Origin of the sequence: Endozoicomonas sp. SESOKO1 (genome assembly GCF_024606265.1) — a bacterium.
Taxonomy (GTDB): Bacteria; Pseudomonadota; Gammaproteobacteria; order Pseudomonadales; family Endozoicomonadaceae; genus Endozoicomonas.
The window spans coordinates 1-15,142 of record NZ_JAHHPP010000002.1 but is presented as its reverse complement, the minus strand read 5'-3'; the positions used below and the strand labels follow the sequence as shown (position 1 = coordinate 15,142).

The window sequence follows — 15,142 nt, the reverse complement described above, 5'->3', positions numbered from 1 at the left end:
CTCTCGTTCTTTCTTCGTACTTTATGACGGCAGCAGACTTTCTGAAGCCAATTGCCCGGCAATGGTTTCCCGGCGACGGACCACATAAGATTCAGTGCCATCAACCATGATTTCGGCGGCCCGGTTACGGCTGTTGTAGTTGGAACTCATGACAAAACCGTACGCCCCCGCAGAATACACCGCCAGCAGATCACCTTCCCGGATGGCCAGGTTCCGTGCTTTACCCAGGAAATCACCACTTTCACAGACAGGCCCGACAATGTCGTATACCTGACTGTCCACATCGTCGTGCTGTACCGTATTCACGATGGTGTGCCAGGCACCGTAGATGGCCGGTCTGAGCAGGTCATTCATGGCACCGTCAACAATGGCAAAATGCTTCTGCTCAGCCGTTTTGATCAACTCAACGCGGGTCAGCATAATACCCGCCCGGGCCGCAATGGACCGGCCCGGTTCCACCACCAGCATCACATCACCATAGCCCCGCTCAACCAGCCGCTGTTTGACCGACACCAGGTAATCGGCAGGTGAAGGAATCGTCTCATCCTGGTACTGAACCCCCAGGCCACCGCCAATATCAAGATGTTGCAAATGAATCCCCTGGGCCTGCAACTGATCCATTAACCGCAGCAGGCGATCCAGCGCATCCAGGAAAGGTTCGGTGGTGGTCAGCTGTGAGCCAATATGACAATCAATGCCGACCACCTCAATATGGCTCAATCCAGCAGCGCGGGCATAAACAACAGGTGCCTGGTTAATATCAATACCGAACTTATTATCTTTCAGCCCGGTGGAGATATACGGATGAGTTTTGGCATCAACATCCGGGTTGACCCGCAGGGAGATACGGGCCACTTTATCCATGGCCAGCGCTTCCTCCTGAATACGCTCCAGCTCCTGCTCTGATTCGATATTGAAGCAGTGGACACCCACCTCAAGCGCCCGGCGAATTTCATGCCGTTGCTTGGCCACCCCGGAAAACACCACTTTAGCGGGATCACCGCCCGCAGCGAGCACCCGTTCCAGCTCACCAACAGAGACAATATCAAAACCAGCCCCCAACCGGGCCAGGACATTAAGCACCGCCAGGTTGCCGTTCGCTTTTACCGCATAACAAATCAAATGGGGGCTGTCGGCCATTGCCTGATAATAGGCCTGATAACCGGCTTCCAGGGCTTGTCTGGAGTAAACATATAAAGGCGTACCAAACTGGCTGGCCAACTGTTGAACCGGAATCTCTTCAGCAAACAACTCCTGACCTGTCGCTTCCTCAGAGGGCTGAAAAGTAAACCACTCCATAAGGTGACTGCTCCCCGTTTCACGTTATTTATGATGTAATTAATCAGAACTTCTCTATTCAACGCCTTTTTTTACCGGGTCCTTTGCCACCAGAACAGCCGACGTATCGGCACTGGCCAGTGATGATGCCGGTTGATAAAGGTCACCTTTCTGTCCACAGCCAGTCAGCAGCAGCACGAAAAACGCAGCAGCGGCCAATGCGGAAGTTTTCAGCGGATGGCCAGCAGTGAACAATCTCATAACCTGATCCTTAATTCTGGGTAGTTCACAGTATAACTGTCTAATTACCGATGGCTCTAGTGAAAATGGCTGAGGGCTTTTTCTGCACTTTCTGAAACCTGTTCTTTTAAGGAAGGCCCTGTCAGCAAAGCCGGAAGCAGGCTAAAATTCTTCGATCCCGATCAGATTCCACCGAGACACCCATGAAAGAGCGTCAATACAACCAACTTCTGGATGCCCTGATGCTGGCCATCGAAGACGCCATAGACGATGCCGGGCTGGACATTGACTATGAGACATCAGCAGGCATTCTCACATTAACCTGTGAAGACCACAGTAAAATTATTCTCAGCCGCCAGACACCGCTTCTGCAGCTATGGATGGCCGCCCGCAGTGGTGGCTTCCATTTTGACTATGATGAACAACAGGCTGACTGGCTGCTCAATGGCAGGGGGGAAACCTTTCTCAGTGTACTCAACCGCTGTCTCACCGAACAAACCGGCGAAACGGTGCAGCTGACCCTTTGATGGCGGAACCGCATATTTATTATCAAAATTCCCATGGCATGGCATTCATGGCCTATACTCCAGCCGGTTTGTGACAGCTTCTTCTGGTATTGGCTCTTTACCACCAAGGCAAGATTCAGGAACCAGTAGCATCGGGAGGTCATCACCATGAGTAACCTGTACAAAACGGACTTTTATCAGTGGACCCGTCAGCAAATTGATTTACTGAAAAAAAACAAGTTCCGGGCCCTGGACCTGGAGAACCTGATTGAGGAAGTAGACGACCTTGGTCAGGAAAAGGTCAACACGCTGGAAAATCATCTGACCCGGATACTGGTGCTTCTGCTCAAATGGCAGATTCGCGCATTCAAGGAAGACCTGCACGCGTTAAATCGCTGGTATCGCAGCTGGTTTATGGTCATCGATTACAGCCTGGAAAAAGAACGGGCGATCATTAAACGACTGCTGATGAAGAACCCCAGCCTCTACGGACTGCTGGATGAGTGTCTGCTGGAATGTTACCCCATCGCCTGTCGGGATGCTTCCCGGGAGCTGGAAATACCGGAGGATGAGTTTCCGGATACCAATCCCTGGACCATGGAACAGATCATGACGGATGGGTTTCCGCCGGGGCCGGAGTAGGCCTTAAACCATAAAGAACCCATGAAGAACATCAGCCAATATCCCTATTACAGGCCTGCCAGGCAGGGCCGGATCAGTGCTGCCTGAGCCGGTCAACAATCCACGTTTTAATCAGCGCCTGGCGGCTGATGCCAATTGCGCAGGCTTCTTTATCCAGTTCATTGACAACCCATGCAGGGAAGTCAATGTTAACCCTTTTGGCTTCAAGGTTGGGCCGTTGCGGATGGTCACTGGGCCCATTTAACTATGTTATTCAAGCTTTCATGCAACTCCTTAAGCGTGTTAAGCGTGGCAACACAGATGATCGCAAACGTCAAGGTGGAGCAAGACCGTTCAGAGGAAATGGTAGCTGATGCCAACTCGAACCCCACATCCACAGTGGCCCTCCCACGGTCTGATAACACGGCATCAGCCGATTACTCAGCATCCCTGGTGGCTATTCGAAGTAGCATGACGGTCGGCGATTGGCACCGGTTTGAATGCGAGCTGAAGTCAGCAATGCATAGTAATGACCTGGCCTGTGTCAACAGGATGCTCGACTTGGGCGTTAACCCCAATTTCCTGAACCCTGACGGTATGACCCCTCTGCATGAGGCCATCCTGTTTAACATGCCGGAAAATATTGTCAACACATTGCTGGATCGCGGGGCGGATCCCAATCTCCCTGTAGGCCGGGGGTTGCAACGTGCGCCTTTGCTGTTAGCTGCAGATAAGGGCAACGTCAAGGCCTTCAAATTGTTGCTGAACAGGGGAGTCGACCTGAACGTTCGTGACGAATTGGGTCTCACAGCGCTGCATCTGGCCCCTTGTTCTGGCAACGCGACAGCAATCAACGAGATCCTGAATTGCCTGCTGGAAAGAGGTGCCAATATCAATAAACTTGATAGGCTGGGCCGCACTCCGCTGCTCTATGCGGTACTGGAATGCAAGATTACCGGCGTTGATATTTTACTGCACAAAGGTGCCAATCCAGAAATTCCAGACAATCAGGGTCGGACTCCACTTAACAGTACTATGATTCGATGGTTAAGGAGTGGATACCACTTCCATCCCGAAACTATGGACAAAATCAACGGTATGGTCAGTAGCTTGCTGGCCAATGGCGCCAACCCCAACAAGCCCAATAAGTTGGGCCAAACCCTATTGCATCTTGCGTTGCTTGCGCCGCAAAAATACACGACTGAGATCATTAACATGCTGCTTGCCAATGGTGCCCGTGCCGATATTCCCGATAATTCTGGTAAAACCGCGCTGAAACTTGCCACAGCCAAAGGCGTCGTTGATGTTGTGAAAAATTACACTCCTCCTTATCAACCGATGAGGCTAAAGGCCAGCGCCCGAGCCTGCATTCGTTCACGGCTGATAGAGAACAAGGTGCCACTGGCAAAAGCCCTGGCACCAAATTCTGACTACCTGCCGCTATCCAATCCCATGAGCGCTTATTTACACAACCTGCTGACGCTTTAGGAAATGACGCTTTAGGAAATGGAGAACACCAGTCCATTTCTTTTCGAGGTTATTAAGTGCTAATGTTGATGGATTGGCTACAATACACACAAACAGAAAAAACATACACACAGGTGAGCCATGAGAACCAATATTGTTATTGATGATGAACTGATGCAGGAAGCATTAAATGCCAGCGGACTGACGACCAAGAAAGAAGCGGTAGAGGCGGGTCTGAAAGCACTGATACAGCTGAAAAAGCAGGAAAAAATCAGAGAGTATCGTGGCAAGCTGAACTGGGAAGGTGATCTGGATGATATGAGAACCGACAAATGATGATGGTAGATTCATCGGTCTGGATTGACTATTTCAATGGCATATCCACTGATGCCAGTGACTATCTGGATGCCGCATTAGGCCGACAGAACCTTATTATCGGCGACCTGATTCTTGCAGAAGTATTGCAGGGATTCAGGAGTGAAAAAGATTTTAACAAGGCAAAGTCACTACTGACGTCACTGGACGTTCATAATCTACTGTCTCAGGACTTGGCCATCAAAAGTGCTTCCAACTTCCGCTATCTCAGAAAAAGAGGCATTACAGTACGCAAAACCATTGATGTGATGATTGCTACCTACTGTTTGGAACATGATATTACCCTGCTCCATTCTGATCAGGACTTTTTGCCCTTTTCAGAGCATCTTGGGTTACCAATCCTGCCATAGCCGACCACAGCGACAATCCCTATGGCATCGGGCTGGCTCATTACCGGTTACCTCTACTGGCCGACCTTTTTCAAACGCAACGGTATTAAGTTCTGGCTGATCTTTCTGGAAAAGTTCGGCATGCCCACCGCAGCAGCCAAACTTCCCCCTGGGCAGGCTCAAGACCCCATCGAACGAGAGAAAGCCCTGCAGGCACCGGATGCCATACAAAGCGACAGCGGCGTAGTTATTCCTGATAGCGTGATTATTGAGTTGATCGAAGCGGCCAGATCGGGCACCGCCGACTATGACGCTCTTTGCCAGCGTATGGACAAGGCCATCAGCAAAGTGATCCTCAGCCAGACCATGACCACCGATGATGGCAGCAGTCGTAGCCAGGCGGAAGTTCATCAGGAAGTTCAGGAAGCAGTTATCAAGAGCGATGCTGATCTGATTTGTGAGAGCCTTAACCAGCAGGTGGTGTCTTGGCTCACCGAATGGAATTTCCCCAACGCTACCCCCGCCCCGTGTATGGCGCAAGACAGAGCCAGAAGAAGATCTGATGGCCATGGCCGAACGGGACAACAAGATCAGCACTCTCGGTTTTGAGCCTACTGAGGAATATATTCTGGAGACCCATGGGGAAGGATGGAAGAAGAAAGAAAACAACCCACTGCCACCCATGGGAGCAGGAGCGCCAGAACTGCCTCCGGAGTATTCCGAGATTTCCAGCCTAACCCAGAAGCGGGCTAATCACCGGGCAGATATGCAGTCACTGGCAGATGCCGCTGAATATTTGGGCACCAAGTATCAGGCGATGTATGGCAAACGGGTGGAGCAGTTGCTGAACTATTTGGAGGAAACCGATGATGTGGCTACCTTTCGGCAGAAGCTGGTGGAGATGATGAAGGAACCGCCTGCAGATGAGGCGGTGGAGACTGTTAGGAATGCTTCGTTTTTTGGGAGGTTGATGGGGTTGGTGTCAGGTGAGAATTCAAGATTCAAGACCTGGCACCGGTTTTTGGCACCGGTTTTTAATGACGTCAGGTGGGTGACAATTATGCTGCCACCGTTAACTTAACGCCCAGTGCCTTTAAAAGGCGGTGGACGGTATCCCACTTTGGCTGCACTTTGCCATTAAATGTCTTATACAGGTTTTCCCGGTTTAATCCGGTTTGCCTGGCCATTTCTGCAACCCCTTTATGCTTGACCACATCGCCAAGGGCGATAATAAAGACTTGTGGATCTTCATCAAGATAGGCTTCGGTGAGATAGTCAGCAATCTCATCATCTTGCAACATTGCAACAGGATTGAAAGGTTTCAGTTTCAGACTCATCACTCAATCCTCCAATTGACTCAATAGTGATTTTGCTTTTTTTATGTCTCTGCTTTGGCTGGATTTATCGCCACCACACAGAAGAATAACCATTTCATTTCTAAAAAGTAGCCCACAAACTACATCATAATAAGTAACCAGGTTGTCCAGAATTATCGCTTGAATTGGAGAGACATTTTTAACGTTAACGGTTCGCCCGGAACAACCTGAACTTTTGGGTGCAGTGGTCTATAATCAGACCATTAATAGACCGATAAAAGAGAGAATCCATGGAAACACAAACATTAAGCTACCTGAAACAGAATGCTGCCAAACTGGATGTGGAGGACGGCCCATTACGCATTACCCAGCATGGTTTACCGGTATATCGAATATATTCCGAAAAGGAAGCCTCAATGCGGGATGAGGCAATTGCCCTGCTCAAACTTGCCAATCGTGCTGAGAGAGATATTCGCAACGGGAACACCATGTCGCCGGAAGAGGCTCTCAAGAGGTTGCGGAATGAGTAAGCCCACCGTCGAAATCACTGAAACCGGCTTTCTGACCCTGAGTTTGCTCAAAGGGTATATGAGCGCATTTTATAGTGGGGATGATTTGAACCAGTTGTTGACTGAGCTGATTGAGACATCGACAGCGCTGATTCAGGATGTTGCCATAAGGCCTGTTTGCCCGGAGCTGGCTCTGGTCGGAATTCACGACTACCGTCAGTTAAATCTAATGAAACACTATAAAGTGTTATACCGATTCGATGATCAATCCGGTAAGGGTTACGTCATTGCATTTATGAGACAAAAACAGAGTGCAGAAAAGTTGCTGGTCGACCTGGCTTTGATGTAATGCCCGCCATTGCTTTTTATAGCAAGTATCAGGGTTCAGGGAGAAACGATCGTGCCAGGTAATAAGGCACTAATAGAAGATAGGGTGGTCAAAGTAGAAGTGCCAGGGCTGGCGGTTTATGAGGCTGAGATATAAAGATAGCCACTTGGAAGGTAAAGACAGCCACCACTACTGCCACTTAAACCATAACTATTTCTTATCAAAAATTTAAGCCTTGTAACAACCCCGTACAATCAATTGATTTTTAAGGGATTAATTACAAGGCTCAAAGTTTAAAAAAGCAAGGTTATACTTCGATATTAGAAGTAGTAACGAGCTTGCAGGATCAGCTTGTCATCAACGCTCTCAGTAGTGCCAGCTACTACGCTGTCCTGGAACTCATAAGTACCGGACAGCTGAACTGGACCCTGAGTGTAGACAACTTCAACCGGGATGTACTTGATTTCACCCTTGTTGGCTACTGCAGAGTTAGACTCATCCTTCAGCTGGTTGTAACCACCACCAACTTTGAACATCTCGTTCAGCTGGTAGCTGGCGTACAGTTCCATACCTTGAGCATCAGTAGTAAAGCCCAGGTAATCATCACCCAGATTACGCAGCTCTGCGTAGGTGAAAGCAGCATAGATCTTGTCAGCTTCGAACTTGGCACCGATAACAGCAGACTTTGCTTTCAGTTTGTCAGAACCATTAACTGCAAGAACCAGGTCTTTGACTTCGGCCTGGTTGTAAGCAGCACCAAAACTCAGACCCATTGGCAGATCATAGCTGGCGGCAATAGCGTAAGAGCTATCACGAGTACCAGTAAAAGGAGCTGCAGCAACTGCTCTCTCACCCAGCTGTGCCTGAGCAGAGATGTTCAGACCCATGATGCTGTGGTTGTACTGGATAGCGTCGTCTGCACGAGCTGTACCCAGAGCGTCACCGACGCTAGAGTAAGTACCGACAGTGTTACCACCAGTAGTAGCCATAACGTCAGTCCAGCCAGCAACTGTGTAGTAAGTAGACCACTGCTTACCGTAAGAGATAGAACCGAACTGGTCGTTCTTAGCACCCAGGTAACCCAGACGGTTCGTGAAAACTTCACCGTCAGTTTTAGTCACGTTGAAGCCCCACTCAGCCTTGGCAAAAGCAGTAGTCGCTTCAGTCAGCTTGTGCTCGAAGCCAAAGTTGATACGGCTGCTGTCGCCAGTAGATTTGCCATCAGTCTGGTCAACATAACGCATACCAACGTGACCACCGATGGTCACTTTGTCAGTGCCGTTGTCAACAACAGTAGCGGCCATAGCCTGACCAGCCATGACGGAAGCAACAACAGCTGCAAGAATTTTCTTTTGCATGGAGTTCACTCCTGAAATTGTGTGTGATGTGTGTGCTTTTTGCTATCGCCTTTCTTCTTATGCATGGCACAGGGCAAAAGCCCCCCACCGATGCGAGCGACTTAATTTGGAGGCAATTATTCAAGAGTGTTTGCACTAAGGTCACATTACATAATCGAATCTGCTTATGACTTTTTTTTATGTAAAAGAATAATTATTAATCAGAACATGATAACAAATAATCAAAACCAGGAATAAAGGCCTTGATTAATAAGGGAAAGGAATAAAATACAACGAAGGACGGGATCTAAGATACTCAGACAACAAGATAGGTGGATACCGAAATAATCAACTGAATTAGATATCCCCTGCGATGAAAATTTACATTCCGTTGACGTAAATCAACCCAAAAATAATCAAGGCAAACCCTGAATCCGAAACTTTCCTGAGAGGACTCTCACGGTGCCGGGGCTATCGCAAAACCCGAAAGGGAGCCTCTCCGTGTTCTTCAGGACAGCCTCAGGGGACCGGGTTTAGCTGGCGGGCTGGTCCGGAAGGCGGCCAATGATCTGGATCAGAATTTCTTCAATCTTGTCCAGGCGCTTGTCCTGCTGATCAAAGCGCTGATCTATCTGTCGGAACTGAGCTTTGACTTCTCCCTTGAACTCAGTCAGCTCTTTGCGGGTGTCCTGTTGCTCCTTGAGAATAAGAGCAACCACTTCATGGGTGGCACTGACGACATTTACCAGATCGCGAAAGGCGTGATTAAGTGCTTCCTGCCCCATCTCCAGTTTCTCAACTTTCTCAACTCTCAATTCAAGATTCATATGCATACCTTTCTGGGTTATGGGTTATGAGTTGTGAGTTATGGGTTGTTATTGGAGAGTTCAGGATAGCAGAGAATCACGAAGCGTCACCTGCCGTTAAAACGAGCAATCCATCCCCATCTGCCAGAACCCGATTTCCAGCCGGGTGGCTTCCCGGAAGGTCTGGCAGAGGGAATCCATTCGGCCAGCGTTATAACGGGATTTGGCCAGGCGATCCAGCTGCTCCACCTGCTTTCTGGCACCTTCCAGAAACGCTTCGCCACCATAGGCTTCGATCCAGGCCCAGTAAGGGTTGCCCTCTTTGAGGGTATCGGGGTCGTTCTTCAAACGATACCCGATTTCCGCATAACCGACGGCGCAGGGAGATAACGCCGTGTACAGATCGAGAATATCACCGGCCATTCCCCGCTCCAGCACATAGCGGGTGTAGGCCATATTGGCCCGGGCTTCCGGCAGGCTGACCACATCTTTTTCGGTCAGCCCCCACTCCCGGCAATACGCCAGATGCAGTGTCATTTCCCCCAGGATACCGCTTACAGACGCCGATGCTGAGCGCATATCTTCCAGGTTGTCGGACTTATAAACCGCCAGTGAGTAGGCCTTGGCAAAGTGAATCAGAAACAGATAGTCCTGCTGAAGGTAGTGGCGAAACGAGGCCAGCGGTAACGATCCATCGGCTATTCCCTGGACAAACGGGTGATGGCAGTAGTTATGCCAGTCCTCCCGACAGGCCGCTTTCATGCGCCCATAAAGGCTGTTTTCATCGTTGAGGAAAAAGGTATCTTGGCTCATGGCCGGACTCCGGGAATTATTATCGGGCCGCATCATAGCCCACCAGTGCCTGTTTGCACATTGACAGAAGTTTGATGAAACAGGATAGCGGCATGAAAAAGTCAAGGAACATTATTGCCATGAACAGGGTCTTAGGAGTAGAGAATTCCACCGGAGGTGAATGAATAATGCAGGCAAACACGTCTTATGTTTCATCAACCATCACCACGCTTGACCCCGTGGCTGTTTCCGATGAAATACGAAAATCCGGGAAAGAAGACATCGTTTTTGTTCATATTCCCAAAACCGGTGGCACCAACATCGGTTGCCTGATGAATGCCATCAGTGCGGATTCAGGGAAAGTATTCAACCATCGTTTCTCCGTGCAGCGGCAAGAGGGGGTTTCCCCCAATCTGTTCAGGATGGGCACCATGGGCGGCTATCCTTCCCAGGAAGCGCTTCAAACCGTTAAAACCCACCATCCACCACGGTTTATCAGTGGTCATATGCCCACAGGCCTGATAGAAGAGGGTGGTTTAAAAGGACGATATATCGCATTAGTCCGGGAACCGGTAGAAAGAGCGTTGTCATCCATTAATTTTGATTACCAGCGCGGCTACCTGGCCAAGGAGGATGTTGAAACTTATGCCGCTGCGACCATGATTGATAATTTACAAACCCGGCTAATCGCCGGGAAACAGTTTATGGATGGCGAATGCTCGGAAGATACCTATCAGGAAGCGACCCGAAGGATAGAGAACGACTTTCTGTTTGTCGCACCGACAGAGGCCGCCAGCTCCGTGACGGCACTGCTTGGCACGTTGTACGGTGAGGAAAAAGTAGCTTCTGCCCGCTTTCAGGTAACCGGCAATAAACTCTACCAGGAAAAAATCCCGCCAGAACCCATTAAGTCGATTTTAACGGAACGCAATCAGTTTGATACCCGGCTTTATGATCATGTCGTCAATGAGTGGGCGTTATTCAAAAGCCACCATGTTACCGAGATACCGGCTGGCCATGAAGCAACAGGCACCTACTTAACCTTACCGCCAGACATGTTAGCGACAAAAGCATGGAAAAGACTGACCGCCCGTGAGATTCAGGAACACAACCGCAATGCAGATGATGCACTGATTCGTATTCAACAGCAGTAGGGCAGCCTATTCTCGGAGGCCACCCGGCGATTGGAACCACAAAGCACACAAAGAAGAGCTTTTCTTTTCCTTTTTGCTCTTTGTGTGCTTTGTGGTTCAAATTCAAATCTCTCAACCTATATTAGTCCCTGTATTTACGGGGCTTTTAAGCTTAAGTCAGTGCCATTGTCCCAGGAGCCTGTCCGGTAACAAACGACCTCAGCGACGTGAATAATTGTCGCGCTTGAGTGGTTGTCAGAAAAAATTGCACGGAGCCATCAAGAACTGACTGTTCCATGGCGTTAAACCCGCCTCTGCAGGTTTCTATGCGCCGTTCCCTGTAGGCCAGGTCGCCATCCAGGCCTGCGTTTTTCAGGAAGTTGCCCATTTTTATGCGCCATCTCCTGGCTTTCCCATTGGTAGCCGGGTCTTCTTTAGTATTTTCCTGAATGAACATCATTTCGAGGATGATGTTTTCACCTTTTCCCTCCGTCGGGGAGTTCCGGCTCGGCCGGTATGGCAATGAACTGGTGGCCTGGGCGCTGAGCAATTGGCAGACTTCTTTCCATTGCTGGACCTGTTCGTTATCGGTGCTGAGTTGATCAAGTTGATTTCTAAGGTAACGTGCGCCTTCGGCACCAAAAGCCTGGGCCAGGGCATCTTCCACAACTTGCTCAGGATGACGGTAAAAGTAATCAAACCAACTGCGCCTTGTGTCAGATTCAGGCAGGAGAAGGTCAAGGCCGGGTATTGGCCGCCTGCTATCTTGCTGGGCAACAGACTGGGCATCAGGGCTGTCAGGAGTGGTGTTGAGGACTACTGCCCTGCCCGATTCAAAATACGCTTTCACTTGCGCCGGAGAGAGTTGTAGCGGCCACTTTTCATAATCCACTCCGCGGATTTTAATGGACTTGTCCAGCTCCCATACGGCACCGGATGAAATTTCCTTCCGATCATTCAGCTTATATTGTGGCCCGGACTGTGGTTCATAATTGCTTACGCTGCAGGCAGATGAGGTGAACTCCGTCTTGCGATTCGCTAAAGTAGTGCCAGCCTCTGCCAAGGGGGCTGGCATTTTTTTGTGGGCAGCCAGGACTGTACCAGCTGGTTGTGACACCAGCATTTGGACGGTAGCTGCCTTGAATATGGATGGTTTTGTAGTTGCCTCCGGAAGGGGCTGGTTATACGGAACCGGGGATGAAGTGTTTGCCGGATTGTTAATGGATTCCATAGTGACGGTTCCCCTGGTAGCTCTGGTTGAAATAATGTTTTTTCTTGTACACTCACAGGCTTTGACCGTATTTAAATAGTATTAGTTCCTTTTGCTGGTCGATGTTTCAGGAAGCTCCCGCCATCGCAGGCATGACGTTGGGATTTGGACAAAAGCGGTTATTAGTTCTAGTCTGTCGGGTTTCAAATATCAATCGTTAAAGATTATTGACCCATGAATTCAGGAGATATCAAGGCTAGCGATCCAGGTTCAGAAATTATAGTTATCGCTCAATTGTTGGTGGCCATGGCCAGTTCCGGGCAAACAGCATCGGGCACCACATCCTTGAACAGACAGGTAACCGCTCTGGACAAGCCTTACCACCCGGCTACCCGGAGTAAGCAGGGTGAAGAAAAGTCTTGTACCCAGGACCTCAGCGGGAAAAGGTGCACATTAACCACCCCTGAAAACCAGGTTGCTGGCAGGCAGGGTCAACAGTCTTCAGGGCCAGGTCAGGCAAGTCAATGCTACAATGTTTATCCCCAGAATGTTTATCCCCAGGCCGGATTTGATGGTCAACATTTACAGGCTGATGAACTGCCGTATCAGCAGTCCGGTAGAACAGGCCTCTCATTAAAAGAGAGGAAAGTTTATCAATGTGATTTCGATGGTTGCGGTAAAAAATATACAAGGATTTATAGTCTGAAAAGGCACATACTCATTCATGCGGGGCAAAGGGAAGATACCTATAAATGTTATCTTTCGAATTGCGGTAAAAGATTTGCTCAGGAGTGTGACCTGAAAAAACATCTACACATTCATACGGAGCATAAGCCATTTAAATGTTATCTTTCGAAATGCGATAAAAGGTTTTGCCAAAAGATTGACCTGATAAGACACGAACGCACTCATACCGGTGAGAAGCCGTTTGAATGTGAGGCTGTGGGTTGTGGAAAAAGGTTTAACAGGAAGCATGCCTTGGAAAGACACCAACTTGTTATTCATTTAAAAAAGCACTCAAATCAGTGCAAGCCTGAGTCTTGAAAACTTTCATCAAGCTCTCCGATGCCGCTGGCGGCATTCTGACCCGAATGGTTACCGCAAGCAGCGATCTTCAAACAAGGCCCGGACCGTGCATTGTCCGGGCCTTGTGTATTCACGGTATCATGCCGCAACAGACTGTACAGCTTCACGAACCAGTTGAGCCAGTTCGTCCCACTTGCCTTCGTTAATCAGCTTTCTGTCCACCATCCAGCTGCCTCCGCAGCCTACCACTTCCGGGAGGGCCAGATAGTTGTGGATATTCTCCGGACTGACACCACCGGTCGGCATAAACTGAACCCCAACGTAGGGAGCAGCCATTGCCTTGAGCATCTTCACGCCACCCGATGGTTCTGCCGGGAAAAACTTCAACATCGTCAGGCCCATTTCCAGTGCAGCTTCAATAGTGCTTGGGTTGTTAACGCCAGGAATAATTTCAATCCCCAGTTCCTGACAGGCTTTTACGGTATTGGGGTTGAAACCGGGGGAGACAATAAATGAAGCACCAGCCTCCATCGCCTGCTTCGCCATCTCACCATTCAGTACGGTACCGGCACCAATCAGCATATCCGGCTGGCTGTTGCGCAGCAGGCGGATTGCTTCTATGGCAGCTTCCGAGCGCAGAGTGATTTCGGCAGCCGGGAGACCGTTTTCTGCCAGCACGTGGCCAAGAGGGATAATATCCTCGGCCCGGTCAATAACGATCACCGGGATAATCTTCAGTTCTTTCAGTTTTTCGACAGTCGCAGACATTGCTTTCGCCTTTATTAATAGTTGGGCTTTGGTATTTGTTTGGTATTTGAGAGTTATTGAGCTAACGCATCGGTAGCATGACGGGGAACAATTGCCCCTCGATGCTGAATCACTATCCCGGCCAGGGCATTGCCCCGCTGGCAACACTCAACCAGACTCCGGCCTTCCAGCAGGGCAGACAGGAAACCGCCATTAAAGGAGTCACCGGCGGAGGTGGTATCCACCACATTAGCAACGGGTGTCGTTGGTACCCGTTCGTGTAGCCTGTGATCTTTCGACCAGACCAGGCAGCCTTCTGCGCCCAGCTTGATCACGATATTGCGGGCACCGGCCTTCTGCAAACGAGCCAGTGTCATTTCAGGCGTTTTATCACCCCATACCTGTTGTTCGTCGTCAAAGGTAACCAGGGCAAAATCACAGACCGCAAACAGTTTTGAGTAAATCTCTTTAACGGTTTTCAATTCTTCACCACCAGACCACAGGGCCGGGCGGAAGTTGGTATCAAAGGCGATCCTGACGCCAGCGCCAGAGAGTTCAGCCAGCAGGTTTACCATGGACATTCGATCACCCTCCGGCAGGATCGCCAGAGAGATACCGCTGACCATCACTATATCCATTTTGGCCAGCGCCGTTTTGACAGAGGCAAACTCCGGGTGCTGGAGCAGATAACGGGCTGCGGACTGATTACGCCAGTAAAGGAAGGTTCGTTCTCCCTGCTGATCAACCTGAATCAGGTAAAGCCCCGGGGTACGATGGCTGTCACGCAGTACCAGACTGGTGTTGATATTTTCTTCTTGCCAGCGCTGGAGCATACCGCTACTCAGATTGTCTGTTCCCATGGCGGAGACAAAGTGAATATCCGGGTTTTTCCGGGCGCTGCGACTGAGATATACGGCAGCATTCAGGGTATCGCCACCAAATGTCTGGTGCATGGGGCCGAACGGCTCACCGTTCAGCTCGATCATGCACTCACCAATAATTGCAATCTTATTCAAGGTACACCCGACAGGTAACAGGTATTGAAAGTATGTGGAATTCTAAAGAGTAGAAAATGAATGGCAAATTGAATTTTGCATTATGTGATTTCTTATTGATGTGAAT

At 49.6% G+C, this 15,142-nt stretch carries 18 protein-coding genes and 1 pseudogene; 9 read left to right on the top strand and 10 right to left on the bottom strand.

Annotation, left to right across the window (positions count from 1 at the left end):
• Positions 1–21 precede the first annotated feature (21 nt).
• Together lysA and KDK13_RS00165 are read right to left on the bottom strand one after the other, a co-directional pair.
• Complete coding sequence (lysA, locus tag KDK13_RS00170; protein WP_257282701.1) at positions 22–1,299, bottom strand: diaminopimelate decarboxylase; 1,278 nt, start codon at positions 1,297–1,299, stop codon at positions 22–24.
• A gap of 54 nt (positions 1,300–1,353) precedes the next feature.
• Positions 1,354–1,539: a lipoprotein gene (locus KDK13_RS00165; protein WP_257282700.1), complete on the bottom strand. Its 186-nt coding sequence runs from the start codon at positions 1,537–1,539 to the stop codon at positions 1,354–1,356.
• A 182-nt stretch (positions 1,540–1,721) separates the two neighbouring features.
• On the opposite strand from KDK13_RS00165, the gene cyaY reads away from it, so the two are divergent.
• Positions 1,722–2,045, top strand: coding sequence for an iron donor protein CyaY (cyaY, locus tag KDK13_RS00160; protein ID WP_257282699.1), 324 nt, complete (start codon positions 1,722–1,724; stop codon positions 2,043–2,045).
• A 147-nt stretch (positions 2,046–2,192) separates the two neighbouring features.
• On the top strand, positions 2,193–2,666 hold the full coding sequence (locus KDK13_RS00155; RefSeq protein ID WP_257282698.1) for a DUF29 domain-containing protein: 474 nt from the start codon (positions 2,193–2,195) through the stop codon (positions 2,664–2,666).
• 73 nt (positions 2,667–2,739) lie between these two features.
• Here the strand turns inward: KDK13_RS00155 and KDK13_RS19075 are convergent, their stop codons facing one another.
• The gene (locus KDK13_RS19075; RefSeq protein WP_373692189.1) at positions 2,740–2,853 is read right to left on the bottom strand and encodes a hypothetical protein; all 114 of its coding nucleotides are present in this window, start codon (positions 2,851–2,853) and stop codon (positions 2,740–2,742) included.
• A gap of 113 nt (positions 2,854–2,966) precedes the next feature.
• Between KDK13_RS19075 and KDK13_RS00145 the strand changes: the two genes are divergently transcribed.
• From KDK13_RS00145 to KDK13_RS19070, 4 genes and pseudogenes are all read left to right on the top strand, one after another.
• Positions 2,967–4,133 (top strand): ankyrin repeat domain-containing protein, encoded by a 1,167-nt coding sequence (locus KDK13_RS00145; protein ID WP_257282696.1) that lies wholly within the window; start codon positions 2,967–2,969, stop codon positions 4,131–4,133.
• A 120-nt stretch (positions 4,134–4,253) separates the two neighbouring features.
• Entirely contained in the window at positions 4,254–4,448 is a 195-nt protein-coding gene (locus KDK13_RS00140) for a type II toxin-antitoxin system VapB family antitoxin (RefSeq protein ID WP_257265379.1), read from the top strand.
• Entirely contained in the window at positions 4,445–4,837 is a 393-nt protein-coding gene (locus tag KDK13_RS00135) for a PIN domain nuclease (RefSeq protein ID WP_257282695.1), read from the top strand. Before KDK13_RS00140 ends, KDK13_RS00135 begins: the two co-directional genes overlap by 4 nt.
• Before the next feature lie 21 nt (positions 4,838–4,858).
• A pseudogene (locus KDK13_RS19070) lies at positions 4,859–5,897 on the top strand (DUF935 family protein).
• Here KDK13_RS19070 and KDK13_RS00120 read toward each other — a convergent pair.
• Complete coding sequence (locus tag KDK13_RS00120) at positions 5,875–6,153, bottom strand: addiction module antidote protein (protein WP_257282692.1); 279 nt, start codon at positions 6,151–6,153, stop codon at positions 5,875–5,877. The pseudogene KDK13_RS19070 and the gene KDK13_RS00120 sit on opposite strands and share 23 nt — an antisense overlap.
• A gap of 269 nt (positions 6,154–6,422) precedes the next feature.
• Here KDK13_RS00120 and KDK13_RS00115 point away from each other — a divergent pair, with 269 nt between their 5' ends.
• Together KDK13_RS00115 and KDK13_RS00110 are read left to right on the top strand one after the other, a co-directional pair.
• On the top strand, positions 6,423–6,662 hold the full coding sequence (locus KDK13_RS00115) for a type II toxin-antitoxin system Phd/YefM family antitoxin (protein WP_252023919.1): 240 nt from the start codon (positions 6,423–6,425) through the stop codon (positions 6,660–6,662).
• Positions 6,655–6,990 carry a hypothetical protein gene (locus tag KDK13_RS00110; protein ID WP_257282691.1) on the top strand — a complete coding sequence of 112 codons (336 nt, stop codon included), beginning with the start codon at positions 6,655–6,657 and terminating at the stop codon, positions 6,988–6,990. Before KDK13_RS00115 ends, KDK13_RS00110 begins: the two co-directional genes overlap by 8 nt.
• A gap of 299 nt (positions 6,991–7,289) precedes the next feature.
• On the opposite strand, the gene KDK13_RS00105 is transcribed toward KDK13_RS00110, so the two are convergent.
• The 3 genes from KDK13_RS00105 to tenA form a co-directional block, all read right to left on the bottom strand.
• Positions 7,290–8,327 (bottom strand): porin, encoded by a 1,038-nt coding sequence (locus KDK13_RS00105; RefSeq protein ID WP_257282690.1) that lies wholly within the window; start codon positions 8,325–8,327, stop codon positions 7,290–7,292.
• Between the two features lie 512 nt (positions 8,328–8,839).
• A complete protein-coding gene (locus KDK13_RS00100; protein ID WP_257282689.1) occupies positions 8,840–9,133 on the bottom strand; it encodes a hypothetical protein in 294 nt (97 codons plus the stop codon).
• A 96-nt stretch (positions 9,134–9,229) separates the two neighbouring features.
• Positions 9,230–9,925 (bottom strand): thiaminase II, encoded by a 696-nt coding sequence (gene tenA / locus KDK13_RS00095; RefSeq protein ID WP_257282688.1) that lies wholly within the window; start codon positions 9,923–9,925, stop codon positions 9,230–9,232.
• A gap of 167 nt (positions 9,926–10,092) precedes the next feature.
• Between tenA and KDK13_RS00090 the strand changes: the two genes are divergently transcribed.
• Positions 10,093–11,058: a sulfotransferase domain-containing protein gene (locus KDK13_RS00090; protein ID WP_257282687.1), complete on the top strand. Its 966-nt coding sequence runs from the start codon at positions 10,093–10,095 to the stop codon at positions 11,056–11,058.
• Between the two features lie 151 nt (positions 11,059–11,209).
• Here the strand turns inward: KDK13_RS00090 and KDK13_RS00085 are convergent, their stop codons facing one another.
• The 3 genes from KDK13_RS00085 to KDK13_RS00075 all read right to left on the bottom strand — a co-directional run bounded on the left by KDK13_RS00085 (position 11,210) and on the right by KDK13_RS00075 (position 15,036).
• Complete coding sequence (locus KDK13_RS00085; RefSeq protein ID WP_257282686.1) at positions 11,210–12,268, bottom strand: hypothetical protein; 1,059 nt, start codon at positions 12,266–12,268, stop codon at positions 11,210–11,212.
• Positions 12,269–13,411: 1,143 nt separating this feature from the next.
• The gene (locus KDK13_RS00080; protein ID WP_257282685.1) at positions 13,412–14,041 is read right to left on the bottom strand and encodes a bifunctional 4-hydroxy-2-oxoglutarate aldolase/2-dehydro-3-deoxy-phosphogluconate aldolase; all 630 of its coding nucleotides are present in this window, start codon (positions 14,039–14,041) and stop codon (positions 13,412–13,414) included.
• A 53-nt stretch (positions 14,042–14,094) separates the two neighbouring features.
• Positions 14,095–15,036 carry a sugar kinase gene (locus KDK13_RS00075; protein WP_257282684.1) on the bottom strand — a complete coding sequence of 314 codons (942 nt, stop codon included), beginning with the start codon at positions 15,034–15,036 and terminating at the stop codon, positions 14,095–14,097.
• Positions 15,037–15,142: the final 106 nt, after the last annotated feature.

Excerpts from the sequence above, each read along its gene's own strand:
- lysA (WP_257282701.1), bottom strand. The coding sequence starts at position 1,299 with ATGGAGTGGTTTACTTTTCAGCCCTCTGAGGAAGCGACAGGTCAGGAG.
- KDK13_RS00165 (WP_257282700.1), bottom strand. The coding sequence starts at position 1,539 with ATGAGATTGTTCACTGCTGGCCATCCGCTGAAAACTTCCGCATTGGCC.
- cyaY (WP_257282699.1), top strand. The coding sequence starts at position 1,722 with ATGAAAGAGCGTCAATACAACCAACTTCTGGATGCCCTGATGCTGGCC.
- KDK13_RS00155 (WP_257282698.1), top strand. The coding sequence starts at position 2,193 with ATGAGTAACCTGTACAAAACGGACTTTTATCAGTGGACCCGTCAGCAA.
- KDK13_RS00145 (WP_257282696.1), top strand. The coding sequence starts at position 2,967 with ATGATCGCAAACGTCAAGGTGGAGCAAGACCGTTCAGAGGAAATGGTA.
- KDK13_RS00140 (WP_257265379.1), top strand. The coding sequence starts at position 4,254 with ATGAGAACCAATATTGTTATTGATGATGAACTGATGCAGGAAGCATTA.
- KDK13_RS00135 (WP_257282695.1), top strand. The coding sequence starts at position 4,445 with ATGATGATGGTAGATTCATCGGTCTGGATTGACTATTTCAATGGCATA.
- KDK13_RS00120 (WP_257282692.1), bottom strand. The coding sequence starts at position 6,153 with ATGAGTCTGAAACTGAAACCTTTCAATCCTGTTGCAATGTTGCAAGAT.
- KDK13_RS00115 (WP_252023919.1), top strand. The coding sequence starts at position 6,423 with ATGGAAACACAAACATTAAGCTACCTGAAACAGAATGCTGCCAAACTG.
- KDK13_RS00110 (WP_257282691.1), top strand. The coding sequence starts at position 6,655 with ATGAGTAAGCCCACCGTCGAAATCACTGAAACCGGCTTTCTGACCCTG.
- KDK13_RS00105 (WP_257282690.1), bottom strand. The coding sequence starts at position 8,327 with ATGCAAAAGAAAATTCTTGCAGCTGTTGTTGCTTCCGTCATGGCTGGT.
- KDK13_RS00100 (WP_257282689.1), bottom strand. The coding sequence starts at position 9,133 with ATGAATCTTGAATTGAGAGTTGAGAAAGTTGAGAAACTGGAGATGGGG.
- tenA (WP_257282688.1), bottom strand. The coding sequence starts at position 9,925 with ATGAGCCAAGATACCTTTTTCCTCAACGATGAAAACAGCCTTTATGGG.
- KDK13_RS00090 (WP_257282687.1), top strand. The coding sequence starts at position 10,093 with ATGCAGGCAAACACGTCTTATGTTTCATCAACCATCACCACGCTTGAC.
- KDK13_RS00085 (WP_257282686.1), bottom strand. The coding sequence starts at position 12,268 with ATGGAATCCATTAACAATCCGGCAAACACTTCATCCCCGGTTCCGTAT.
- KDK13_RS00080 (WP_257282685.1), bottom strand. The coding sequence starts at position 14,041 with ATGTCTGCGACTGTCGAAAAACTGAAAGAACTGAAGATTATCCCGGTG.